The following is a 12,016-nucleotide window of genomic DNA, read 5'->3' on the forward strand; positions in this document are numbered from 1 at the left end:
TCCTCCATTATTTCAGACCGCCGTATCTCCGTGATCTGCGTTGATACTCGGCCACTGCTTCGTGTAAATGCTCTTTGTTGAATTCAGGCCAGTAAATGTCCGTGAACCAGAGCTCGCTATAGGCTAACTGCCAGAGCATAAAATTGCTTAATCTCAATTCGCCGCTTGTACGAATCAACAGGTCCGGATCGGGCATTTCCTCCGACAGCAACGATTTTCCGATGAGCTCAGGCGTAATATCCTCCGCTTTAATTGTGCCGCCCTCAATTTCACGGCCAAGCTTTTTCATGGCTTCGGTAATCTCAAGCCGACTCCCGTAATTGACCGCAAAATTCAGGATAAGCCCCGTGTTATGCTCGGTACGCCGGATAGCTTCCTCGAAAGCAGCCAGCGTGTGCGAAGGCAGATGCTCTTTATGTCCCATAATGCGGACCTGTACATTTTTCTCGATTAGCTCGTCCAATTCGATAGCCAAAAACTCTTCCGGCAGCCGCATCAGAAAGTCCACTTCTTCTTTTGGACGGGTCCAGTTTTCCGTGGAAAATGCGTACATGGTCAGGTACTTGATCCCCAGCTCATCAGCGGCAATGGCTGTTCTTTTGACTGCCTTCATTCCATTCTGGTGACCTATCACCCTCGGCATGCCAATCCGCTTTGCCCAACGGCCATTCCCGTCCATGATGACGGCTACATGCTGTGGAATATTGTCTTTTGAAACGGCCGGGGGCTGTTCATCATTTTGCTCTGCACCCCACCAAGACCGAACCCGTTTTATCATACCATTTCCCCCAACATTCTCTGGAAATTAACCATGGGCTTGAAAAGAGACAAACCCCACCGCAATGGAGGGGCCGCTAGTCTCTTACACTTCCATGATCTCTTTTTCTTTCGCAGCGAGCACTTTGTCTACTTCCGCGATGAATTTGTCCGTCGTTTTCTGGATATCATCCTGATGGCGGCGGGATTCGTCCTCGGAAATATCGGTTTTTTCAAGTTTTTTGATATCGTCGTTAGCGTCGCGGCGGATATTCCGAATCGCAACCTTCGCTTCTTCACCGTACTTCTTGGTCATCTTCACCAGCTCTGTTCTGCGTTCTTCCGTCAGCGCCGGCACCACAAGTCTGATCGAAGTACCGTCATTGGACGGGGTCAATCCCAAATCCGATTTCTGAATGGCACGCTCGATGTCAGCCAGAGAGGATTTATCCCAAGGCTGGATCATTAGTGTGCGGGAATCCGGTGTATTAATATTGGCAAGCTGATTCAACGGGGTCATGGCACCGTAATATTCGACCTGAACGCGATCCAGAAGGCTTGGTGTAGCACGTCCGGCACGCAAAGTTGCAAGATCGCGTTTCAAAGCCTGAATGGCTTTTTCCATACGCTCTTCTGCGCTTTTCTTAACGGATTGCGGCATTAATCTACACTCCCTTTAACGATTGTTCCAATTTTTTCGCCAAGCACGACACGTTTGATATTGCCTTGCTCCGTAATTGCAAATACAATAAGCGGAATGTTGTTATCCATACACAGCGATGAAGCTGTCGAGTCCATTACTCCGAGATTTTTGTTCAGCACATCCATATATGTAAGCTGCTCATACTTCTCGGCAGTGCTGTCTTTGAACGGATCTGCAGAGTATACACCGTCCACTTTATTTTTAGCCATAAGGATGACCTCAGCCTCAATCTCCGCTGCACGCAGCGCCGCGGTTGTGTCCGTGGAAAAGAACGGGTTACCGGTGCCTGCAGCAAAGATAACGACACGTCCCTTCTCCAGATGGCGGATCGCCTTACGGCGTATGTACGGTTCCGCGATCTGCTGCATGGCGATCGATGTCTGTACACGGGTCGGCACGCCGATTTGCTCCAGTGAATCCTGCAGCGCAAGTGAATTCATAACGGTTGCAAGCATCCCCATATAATCTGCAGTGGCACGATCAATGCCGTTTGCACTGCCCGCGATACCACGCCAGATATTGCCTCCGCCGCATACGATAGCCACCTCTACGCCCAAATCCACAACGTCCTTAACCTGCTGGGCAATGGATGCGATCGTATCAGCGTCAATCCCATATCCGTTATTACCCGATAACGACTCACCGCTCACCTTCAAGACGACACGTTTAAATACAGGCTGTTCCAAATGCTCACCCTCCACTATTTAGTTTCTATCTATTTTAATGCCCATTTGCAAGAAAAGCTCCTGTCTTCAAGCAGGTAGCTTTTCTGGACAAGAGCGCACAAACCGTCCTTACCTGAAAGAAAAGGAACACTGGCGTGTTCCATTTTCCTTCTGACGCCTATACAACCCGTGCAAATGGTATTATTGTTTCACCTGAGACATAACTTCTTCATAGAAGTTATCTTCTTTTTTCTCCAGACCTTCACCCAGCTCGTAACGTACGAAACGGCGGATGGAGATATTTTCGCCAATCGTGCTGATTTTCTCGTTCACCAGCGTTGCGATTGTTTTGTCCGGATCTTTGATGAAAGCTTGTTCCATCAGGCAGAATTCTTCATAAAACTTACTGATGCGTCCTTCAACCATTTTTTCAACGATTTTCTCTGGCTTACCTTCGTTCAGCGCTTGAGCTTTCAGAATTTCCTTCTCTTTTTCGACCTCTTCAGGCGAAACTTCTTCACGACGGACGAAACGAGGGTTGGAAGCCGCGATGTGCATTGCGATGTCACGAGCGAAATCTTTGAATTGATCTGTTTTTGCAACGAAGTCGGTCTCGCAGTTGATTTCTACGATGACCCCGATTCTTCCGCCTGCATGGATGTAAGATTCTACAACACCTTCAGTTGCGATGCGACCTGCTTTATTAGCGGCAGCAGCTAAACCTTTTTCACGGAGAAATTCGATCGCTTTCTCGATATTACCGCTCGTTTCTTCAAGCGCTTTTTTGCAATCCAGCATCCCTGCGCCTGTTTTTTCGCGAAGCTCTTTTACTGCGCTAGCATTCACTGCCATTTTAATTCCCTCCAAAATATGATTGTTCTAAGTATTGTACACTTTAAAAAAAGGGCAGTGAAAGGTTATCCACCTACCAACCACCCTTTTCATTTAATTCATATATTACGTCCGCAAAAGCGGTATTAAGCAGTAGTTTCTTCGCCTTGGTTAGCTTCCATAACGGCATCAGCCATTTTACCAGTCAGCAATTTAACAGCGCGGATCGCATCGTCGTTACCAGGGATAACATAATCGATTTCATCCGGATCACAGTTCGTATCAACGATACCTACGATTGGGATACCCAATTTGCGGGCTTCAGCAACCGCGATACGCTCTTTACGAGGGTCGATGATGAACAATGCGCTTGGCAGACCCTTCATGTTCTTGATACCGCCCAGGAATTTCTCGAGACGATCTTTCTCTTTGCGGAGAAGGATAACCTCTTTCTTAGGAAGAACTTCAAATGTACCGTCTTCTTCCCAAGTTTCCAGTTGTTTCAGACGATCAATACGCTTTTGAATCGTTTGGAAGTTAGTCAGTGTTCCACCGAGCCAACGTTGATTGATGTAAAATTGACCAGCGCGTGTTGCTTCCTCTTTAACAGAGTCTTGCGCTTGTTTTTTGGTGCCTACGAACAGAATTGTTCCGTTCTCAGCAGCCACGCTTTTCACAAAGTTGTAAGCTTCCTCAACTTTTTTCACTGTCTTTTGCAAGTCAATGATGTAAATACCGTTTCTTTCAGTGAAGATATAACGATCCATTTTCGGGTTCCAACGACGTGTCTGGTGACCGAAGTGTACCCCAGCTTCTAAAAGCTGCTTCATGGAGATTACTGCCATCTTCACACACCTCCTAAATTTGGTTTTTTGTGTGTTCCTCCGCTGCTATCATCTTCCGCAAAAACTCCCATTCGGAAGCACCCTTTACGGAATTAACCAGCGTGTGTTTTTAACACCGTTATTTAATATACCATAAGACACAAACCACTGCAACCTGATTTTTCAGTTCTCTCCGACTTATAAATTCAAAAAAATACCGCCTTATTTGCTTGCGGTCATTTCGGCGGAGTTGTGATTTTTGTTATGATCGAATCAAAGGACTCCCCTTCACGGAAGCTGTAAGTCCCAGAACGGATTTTAGTGTTTATTTTCTGCTCAGTTGCCGCGTTCTGAAAAGCGCCCGCATCCTCAAGCACGCCCGCCTTCTGAAGACCTTCGGCAACGCCACGCAAATTACTTCCTGGAGCGATCTGGTAACGGATCAGTGAAACTGCGGGCGCGGCAGGCTGCTCCGGAGTCTTCGCCGTGCTCGCCCCGGCTTGCGGAGCAGCAGTCTCAGGGCTTGTGTTGCGGGGCTGCTCAGGTGCTTCCGGTTCCGCGGCGGCATCCGTGCTTTTCGGCGTATCCGGTTCTTCGGGGGCTTGATTTCCTTGCTCTATCGCCTTCTGACGCCATTCTTCCTCGGTCATTAACGGTTTGTCACGTTCACTGATCTGAAGCCCCAAACGTTCCGCGGCAGCTTCCAGCTCTTCACGTGTAAGCTCATCGGACGCAACGTAAGCAACCGTCTGGCCCTGGCCTATGATCGCTAACTGAAGCAGCAGCGCGCCCAGAATTAGTCCCATTCCCATTCCCAACATAAATGCACGGTTCTTAATCATCCTGCCCCTCCCTCTCGGCCAATTGAAGGATCAACTGCACCTCGCCGCGCTGCATTCCTGTTTGCTTGGCGATGGAGTCCAGTGATTTCCCTTGACCGTACAGTGTAAACAGCTCGCCGTAGCGATCCCGGATCGTCTCTGGTGGCTCGACTGTTTCTTTCTCGGATACGTGATCCGTAAGAGGGGGGAGCGACGTATACTGCTCCGCTTCCTGAACAAGAGTGAGGGGATGGGCCTGGCTCGGTTGTTCACTGAAGAGGTTAGCAGCCTGCTGCGAAATGTCCAGCCTGCTGAGATCCTGTCTTTCCAGCTCGATCATCTGCTGTCGAAGCTCGGCGATTTGTTTCTGTACAGCAATCTGCCGGGCAGCCTGCTCCTGTTTCATCTGCGCCACCAGATCGATTAATTCGTCGTTTTCCCTTGCTATATCAGCCATATACTGTTCGAGCGTAGCCTCCATGTTTTTCACCAGCGCTTCATCTGTGCTTCTGCCGCTTCCACGCTTAGGGAGCATCCAGCCGTACATCAACGCTGCCGCACCCAGTAATACGATATATACCCATGGATCCAAAAACCATCGTCTCCTTCATGTCCCATTTATCGCCGGGTTAAAGCGACAAATCAATATAATGTCCTTTAAATGGATGCTCTGCCTGGTGTACGGCAGGTTGATTATCCTGTGTAGGCTCGGAACCACGCCGCTTGTTCCGGTCATCTTCATGGTTCGATTGCCCTTTCTGGTCGCGGACGACGGCATCAGCAGACTCGTCGACCGCTTCGCTGCGTTGCCTGATCGTCTCAGTCGCTTTCACAGCTTGTTCTCCAAGAAGAGCCTGGTCATTCACCATTCTGTGCCGGTTTTCGCTTTGAACCTTTCCGGCCTCGCTCGTCCGCGGGACGGCAATTTGCAATTCAATGGCCTTCAAACTCATAGGATCACACCTTTCTTAGCAGCGGCTGCGCTTGCCAGCCCCAGATAACCGCATCACATCAGAGGTTTTAGACCAAGGTGGACATTCCTATGTCCCCATCGTGGTGATGAAACACCATTCGCTGTACCGGATCCTTAATATATTTCGTGTATCTGCCGATAACTATTTTAGAACCGCTGTAAATCATGTTTCTGACTTCAACTCTGGCCGTGTCGGTATCTTCGAGCATCCTTTCGATTTCCAGCATTCTTTCCCGATTCTCGCTCTTTTCCTGCTCCGTGGATACCTTCGTTGCCTTCAGTTTCATACGCATAGTGACTTTGTCCGGCGTTAATTGACCCGCTGCCGCAAGCTGGTCCAATATGTTAAGCGCCTTGGACGTCTTGTCCAGGCTTACTGTCTGTTCTTTAAGCAGATTGCGCAGATCCGCCAACTCGTTGCGCAGCTCGGGCAGGACGCCGACCTCAATGCTGGTCACTGTAGACATCGTATTACCGATCGTTCTGGCCTCCACTTTCTCTCCGGCTTGAATGCTTCCGCCGACGATGAGTCCCTTAGCGCCGCTGCACAGCACTTGTTTGCCGGCACGCAGATTGGAGTGCATAATGCTTTGCGAGACTATAATATCCGCACCCGCTGTGACGTTGCCATCCTGAATAAAAGAGCACTTGACATTGTAGCCTGCTTTAACTAATCCTTTATGATAGCCGATAATACCTTCGGTGATTTCGATTGAGCCCGCAGCTTCCAGCTCCGCACCTTCGACTCCGCCGACGACCCGAATATCGCCGTCAGCCTTGACACGAAACCCGGTAAGGACATTTCCACGGATGACAACCGTTCCGACAAAGTTGATGTTGCCGATGCTGTAGTCTACGTCACCGTTAATTTCATAGACGGGAAAGACATTGATTTTATCTTGATCCGTCATCGTAACCATTCCGTCGATTGCAGCATATAAAGCAGAACCTTCCGGATGGACAACGACATTTTTGCCCACTTTGAACCTAGCTTCCCGGCCTTCACGGAAAGGAATTTCCTCCCCGGTTACTCCGGTGCCCGGCACTCCCGGTTCGGGATCCATGCGCTCGGCTATAAGCTGGCCCTTGCGGACATTGCTCAAACGGGTCAATTCCTTATAATCCACTTTACCGTCCTGCGTCTCAAGTGGCCTGTGTTCATCAGATTTATTCATGATTTCCGCCATACGTATGTAACCATCCTTGCCGCTGACCGGAACTATTCCTTCCGCAATCAAGGTTTTGACGAGAAAAAAGCTTTCCGGACGGTCGGCCAACTGCTGCAGTGTCTGACGTTTGATTCCATAACAGATATGGTGCTTCTCCAGATATTGCTCCAAATCCTGAAGCGAACAATAAAAGCCCTCTTCATGCTTGGAAAATTCCAGATAGGCCGCACTCTTATCCGGAGCAATGGTCAAGCTCAAAAACTGATCCAATGCGTACACCTGCTCCACCCCCATTCTCCTTTCCCTTATAAAGTAATGAAAGGCCCCCTAATCCTTCTGCATCAGCAAATCCCGCTGCTTATCCAATGTAGCTCTAAGACGCAAGATGGCTTTGGAATGCAATTGGGAGATCCGTGAAGGAGATAATGACATAACCTCCGCAATTTCACTTAGGGATAAATCCTCGTAATACAGCAAAGACACAACCGTCCGCTCCTTCTCGGTAAGCTTTTCGATGCCCTGGACCAGCGCCTGCCGAAGATAGAACTCATTCACTGTGTGATCAGGATTTTTGGCTTTCTCATCAACCAGAAGGGAAAGCCTTGTCTCCGCTTCTTCTTCCCGGATCGGATCTTCTAATGAGTAGATAGACATGACGGCGACCTCCTGCAGCATACTCTGAAACTCTTTTTCCGATATTTGCAGGTAACTGCTCATTTCTTCATCGCTGACTGTCCGCAAATATTGTTGTTCCAGCTTTTGATAGGCATCCTCGATCTTTTTGGCCTTTTCCCTGACAGAACGGGGAACCCAATCCCCTTGACGCAGTCCGTCGAGTATGGCTCCCCGCACACGCCAGGAAGCATATGTCTCAAACTGAAGCCCTCGCTCATAATCAAATTTTTCTATGGCGTCAATCAGTCCCATAACACCGTTGCTGGCCAGATCATCCTTGGATACATTCTTGGGCAAGCCAACTGCGAGACGGCCTGAGACATAATCGACTATGGAAAGATATTTTTCGATAAGCTGTTTTTTCGCTTCCAGTTCACCATGTTCTTTCCAGCGCTCCCACAGTTCAGAGTAATTCAAATGAGCGGCTTTTCGCTCGTTCATCGGCTTCACCCTCCTTTATTTGTCTGTCAGGTGACGAACTGCCTTCGCCAATTCTTCAGGGTCTTTGCTCGTGACCAGTTTGGGTGGATCGAGCGGCTTAAAGTCCGCTGACTTCAATTGCTCCGAATCCGGCATCGGGTTCAGCAGATCGTTCAATTCCTCGCTTTCGTCAGGCGTCGTCAGGTCCAGACGTGAGCCCAGACCCTCCCCCTGCCCGGCATGCCTGTCCACCCGCGGATCAGCGGATACCGGCTTTTCCGGCTGAGTCAGCATCCCCAGAACAAAACGGACCGCAAAAGCAAACAAAAACCAAACCGCAGAAGCGATTAAGCCGCGAATTAAGCTGGTCGTCAGCAAGTTACTGTTAAGGGACAGCAGGAATGTCAGAGTAAAACCGACGACCCCGGACCACAAGTTAATGCGCAAGCTTCCAAATAACATGACTATAGTTCCTTTACACCTTTTTGTACGCTTCGAATACTCAAAACGCCAGTAAGACAATCCAGCTCAATAGTACGCCCCACATTACCACCCGTATCTTCAGCAATAAGGGGAATACGCAGCCCCACGAGCATCGCGCGGCATGATTCCACATTACGCGGACCGATTCTCATGGTGTCTCCTCCACCCGCAAAAGCAAACATCTGCGCACCGCCGGCCATTTTGGCAACAATCCGGCTGCGCGCCGCTCCCAACTGAAGCATTCTGTTCAATAGCTCAGGCAAAGCAGTGTCTGCATATTTGGCAATGTTAATTTGACCTTCCCGCGCGATATCGGAAGACGGGAGCATAACATGGGCCATACCGGCAACCTTAAGCTGAGGATCATACATGGTCAATCCGACACAGGACCCCAGTCCGGTAGTTCGGATGGCATCCGGGGAGTTAGCGACATTCAAATCCGCCATGCCGACTTTAATGATGTTTTTCTCCTCTATCATAACTTAACGGACTCCTAGTGACTCGAAAATTTTTTCGAAGGATTCCGGGTCCGGAATGAGGAAAAATTGTCCTTCAATTTGATTCTGTCCTTCAAGAAACGATGTGTCAATCAAAAGGGCGTCGTCTCCCATTTGTCCAAACTGCAACAATCCGTAGCTCAGGATCGCACCAGCCATATCCATCGCCAGCCCCGGCACGGTTGGATACATGGACAGCCTGGTGAAATCGGCAAGGGAAGACAGATAGGAGCCTACTAAAATGTTGCCGATTTCCGAGAGAGCGGATTGTTCCATCTCCGTGAAGGCACCCTCATCCTCCGAATCTATACCCGCCAGCCGTTGAAGCAGCCCTTTGGCCGCTTCCGGCGCCAGAATGAAGAACAGGTTGCCCGGCGCATCCCCATCGACCCGAAAAAAGATGGCGACGACGAACTGCTCGGGTCCGCCTACTTTGTCAGCTATGGCCTCAAACGGGAGCACTTGTACCTTGGGCACTCCCATGTCGATAGGTTTGTTCAGAAGGCGTGACAGCGCGGTGGCGGCGTTGCCTGCACCAATATTGCCAACTTCCTTCAGCACATCCATTTTGAAATCTTCCAGGTTGTTGAACACGGCCTTATTCCTCAATACTTTCCAACTGCACGATCTCGCCTTTATTCAGCACCTCGGACAGATTCAGCATGATAAGCAGCCGTTCTTCGTTGATCTTGGCCACACCACGAAGGTACTTCGCTTTAATGCCGCCTACGACCTCAGGCGGAGTTTCAATCGTATCGGAACTCAAATCGATAACGTCGTTTGCGGAGTCTACAATAAAGCCGACCTGCATGTCATTGACAGAAACGATGATAATCCGGGTCTGATCCGTGTATTCCGTCTCCTCCAGACCGAAACGACCGCGTAGATCAATGGCAGGGATCACAACCCCTCTCAGGTTGAATACGCCTTTTACGAACGTGAACGTCTTCGGCACACGAGTAATCGGAACCATACGCTCGATGGACTGGACCTTGTCTACTTCCACTCCATATTCCTCTTCACCCAATTTGAAAACGATAACTTTAATTTCTTCTGCCATGCCCAAAACCCTCCCCTATGAGATTCACGATTCAGAAAAATCCTTATTTAATGAAAACGTTAGGATCAATAATCAATGCAACCTGCCCGTCACCCAGAATGGTTGCTCCGGAAATACCCGGAATGGCCGGAAGATATTTGCCCATATTTTTGATGACAATTTCGCTCTGCCCCAAAAAGTCCTGCACAGAAACAGCAGCCAGCTTTTCCCCCTTGCGAATGACCACGACTTCGGTTTCCTCTTCCTCATTCTCGTTGAAATCCGGAATTTCAAAGATTTGACTTAGTGAAATCAGCGGGATGTGGGTTTCACGGAAGGCAATCATTTTATTCCCGTGAACGGTACGGATTTTGTCACGCTTCACGATAGCTGTTTCAACAATCGAAGACAATGGAATCGCATATTTCTCCGAGCCGATTTGCACCATCATGGCCGCGATAATCGACAGCGTGAGCGGCAGTTGAACAGAGAAGTTGGTTCCTTTGCCCGGAGTTGAGTAAATCGTTACATTGCCGCCCAGAGAAGTGATCTTTGACTTGACCACATCCAGCCCTACACCTCTTCCGGAAATATCCGAAATCACCTCCGCAGTGCTGAAGCCCGGAGCGAACAGAATCTGGTACGCTTCCTCGTCCGTCATGGCCGCCGCCTTCTCCCGGGTCAAAATCCCTTTGTTAATGGCGTTTCTCAGTACCTTCTCACGATTGATGCCCGCACCGTCGTCTTCGATCTCGATAAATACGTTATTGCCACTGTGAAAGGCACGCAGATTCACGGTACCTGTTTCCGGTTTGCCAGCAGCAATCCGGTCAGCGACCGATTCGATGCCATGATCAACCGAGTTGCGGAGCAGGTGAACGAGCGGGTCGCCGATCTCGTCGATCACCGTACGGTCCAGCTCCGTTTCAGCACCTGTGATCACCAAATCCAGCTTTTTATCCAGCGATTTGGCCAGGTCACGTACCATGCGCGGAAAACGGTTAAACACGGTGTCCACCGGAACCATCCGCAGCTTCAGCACGATATTTTGCAGGTCTGCGCTGACCCGGCTCATATGCTCAACCGTCTCGGTCAAGGCCGAATTCCCAACTTCACTGGCCAACTGCTCCAGACGCACGCGGTCGATCAGGAGCTCACTGAACAGATTCATCAGCACATCAAGGCGCTCAATATCTACGCGGATCGTCCGGTTTGGCGCAGGAGGCGCATTTTTCACAGGAGCTTTGGCCGCCTGCGGGACAGCTTGAGACGCACTCTTGCCCGCTTCCACAACGGAAGGGTGAACGACTTCCGCAACTGCTGCGGCAATCTCGGCAGAAGCGGCGTGGGCGGCTTCTATGCTCTCATTGCTCATGTGCTTCAGTGACTCTTCATCCAACTCGGTAAGCTCCGCATTCTCAACCTCGGAAATGCCGAGAATTTCTTTTCGCAGCTCATCCGTTTCTTTCTGTGTAATGAAATACAACGAGAAGCTGCGGTCGAATTTTTCCTGTTCGATATCCTGCACTGAAGGATTAGCTTTCACGATTTCTCCGGCATTTTCCAGAACGTTGAAAACCATAAACGCCCGCGCTGCCTTAAGCTGGCTCTCTTCGCTAATGGCCACCTGAACGTACAGCACACGATGCCCTTCCGAGATGGACTGCTCCAGCACGGAATACTGGAACTGATCCAGCGTAAGTCCCGCATTGTCCAACGCGCTGGCGGCAGAAGAAGCTGCGGCTGTCTCCTGCTTGGCTGTGGAGGACTGGAAGTCGCCGTTTACAATGGACTGCAACGCAGCAACAATAGAGGTGACATCGGCTTTCCCTTCGCCGCCTGCCGTGATATCCTGAACCATGGACTCCAGGGCATCCAGGCCTTTGAAAAAGGTATCGAATATAAACTCCTGCATCGCCAGCTTTTCGTTGCGTACCAGGTCGAGCACATTTTCCATTTGATGCGTAAGCGAAGCCAGATCTTCAAAGCCCATTGTTGCAGCCATCCCTTTCAGGGTATGAGCTGAACGGAAAATCACTTGCACGATTCCAAGATCGGTCGGACTGCTTTCAAGCTGAAGCATTTTTTCGTTAAGAGACTGCAGATGATCATTCGACTCATCAATAAACATGGTTAAATACTGATTCATGTCCATTGTGA

The 12,016-nt window shown here is 49.7% G+C and carries 15 protein-coding genes; all 15 read right to left on the reverse strand.

The genetic code is table 11. The features are described 5' to 3' along the window. Positions 1 to 7 precede the first annotated feature (7 nt). On the reverse strand, positions 8 to 778 hold the full coding sequence (uppS, locus tag OIN60_RS12060) for an undecaprenyl pyrophosphate synthase (protein WP_305755107.1): 771 nt from the start codon (positions 776 to 778) through the stop codon (positions 8 to 10). Positions 779 to 862: 84 nt separating this feature from the next. Then, the gene (gene frr / locus OIN60_RS12065) at positions 863 to 1,417 is read right to left on the reverse strand and encodes a ribosome recycling factor (RefSeq protein WP_305755108.1); all 555 of its coding nucleotides are present in this window, start codon (positions 1,415 to 1,417) and stop codon (positions 863 to 865) included. After that, positions 1,417 to 2,145 (reverse strand): UMP kinase, encoded by a 729-nt coding sequence (gene pyrH, locus OIN60_RS12070; RefSeq protein WP_305755109.1) that lies wholly within the window; start codon positions 2,143 to 2,145, stop codon positions 1,417 to 1,419. Before pyrH ends, frr begins: the two co-directional genes overlap by 1 nt. 180 nt (positions 2,146 to 2,325) lie before the next feature. After that, positions 2,326 to 2,976, reverse strand: coding sequence for a translation elongation factor Ts (tsf, locus tag OIN60_RS12075; protein ID WP_305755110.1), 651 nt, complete (start codon positions 2,974 to 2,976; stop codon positions 2,326 to 2,328). A gap of 125 nt (positions 2,977 to 3,101) precedes the next feature. Next, the gene (rpsB, locus tag OIN60_RS12080; RefSeq protein ID WP_305755111.1) at positions 3,102 to 3,800 is read right to left on the reverse strand and encodes a 30S ribosomal protein S2; all 699 of its coding nucleotides are present in this window, start codon (positions 3,798 to 3,800) and stop codon (positions 3,102 to 3,104) included. A gap of 215 nt (positions 3,801 to 4,015) precedes the next feature. Then, entirely contained in the window at positions 4,016 to 4,621 is a 606-nt protein-coding gene (locus OIN60_RS12085) for a peptidase (protein WP_305755112.1), read from the reverse strand. Continuing rightward, the gene (locus OIN60_RS12090) at positions 4,614 to 5,192 is read right to left on the reverse strand and encodes a hypothetical protein (protein WP_305755113.1); all 579 of its coding nucleotides are present in this window, start codon (positions 5,190 to 5,192) and stop codon (positions 4,614 to 4,616) included. The genes OIN60_RS12085 and OIN60_RS12090 overlap by 8 nt, the downstream gene beginning before the upstream one ends. Before the next feature lie 37 nt (positions 5,193 to 5,229). Continuing rightward, positions 5,230 to 5,553, reverse strand: coding sequence for a hypothetical protein (locus OIN60_RS12095; RefSeq protein ID WP_305755114.1), 324 nt, complete (start codon positions 5,551 to 5,553; stop codon positions 5,230 to 5,232). A 67-nt stretch (positions 5,554 to 5,620) separates the two neighbouring features. Further along, positions 5,621 to 7,030: a FapA family protein gene (locus OIN60_RS12100; protein ID WP_305755115.1), complete on the reverse strand. Its 1,410-nt coding sequence runs from the start codon at positions 7,028 to 7,030 to the stop codon at positions 5,621 to 5,623. A 39-nt stretch (positions 7,031 to 7,069) separates the two neighbouring features. Beyond that, a complete protein-coding gene (locus tag OIN60_RS12105) occupies positions 7,070 to 7,858 on the reverse strand; it encodes a FliA/WhiG family RNA polymerase sigma factor (protein ID WP_305755116.1) in 789 nt (262 codons plus the stop codon). 15 nt (positions 7,859 to 7,873) lie between these two features. After that, on the reverse strand, positions 7,874 to 8,299 hold the full coding sequence (locus tag OIN60_RS12110) for a hypothetical protein (RefSeq protein ID WP_305755117.1): 426 nt from the start codon (positions 8,297 to 8,299) through the stop codon (positions 7,874 to 7,876). A gap of 2 nt (positions 8,300 to 8,301) precedes the next feature. Beyond that, complete coding sequence (locus OIN60_RS12115) at positions 8,302 to 8,799, reverse strand: chemotaxis protein CheD (RefSeq protein ID WP_305755118.1); 498 nt, start codon at positions 8,797 to 8,799, stop codon at positions 8,302 to 8,304. A gap of 3 nt (positions 8,800 to 8,802) precedes the next feature. Continuing rightward, a complete protein-coding gene (locus tag OIN60_RS12120) occupies positions 8,803 to 9,384 on the reverse strand; it encodes a chemotaxis protein CheC (protein WP_305755537.1) in 582 nt (193 codons plus the stop codon). A 31-nt stretch (positions 9,385 to 9,415) separates the two neighbouring features. Next, complete coding sequence (locus tag OIN60_RS12125; protein ID WP_305755119.1) at positions 9,416 to 9,877, reverse strand: chemotaxis protein CheW; 462 nt, start codon at positions 9,875 to 9,877, stop codon at positions 9,416 to 9,418. Between the two features lie 43 nt (positions 9,878 to 9,920). Next, complete coding sequence (locus OIN60_RS12130; RefSeq protein ID WP_305755120.1) at positions 9,921 to 12,011, reverse strand: chemotaxis protein CheA; 2,091 nt, start codon at positions 12,009 to 12,011, stop codon at positions 9,921 to 9,923. Positions 12,012 to 12,016 lie beyond the last annotated feature (5 nt).

This window comes from Paenibacillus zeirhizosphaerae, from assembly GCF_030705605.1.
Classification (GTDB): Bacteria; Bacillota; Bacilli; order Paenibacillales; family Paenibacillaceae; genus Paenibacillus; species Paenibacillus zeirhizosphaerae.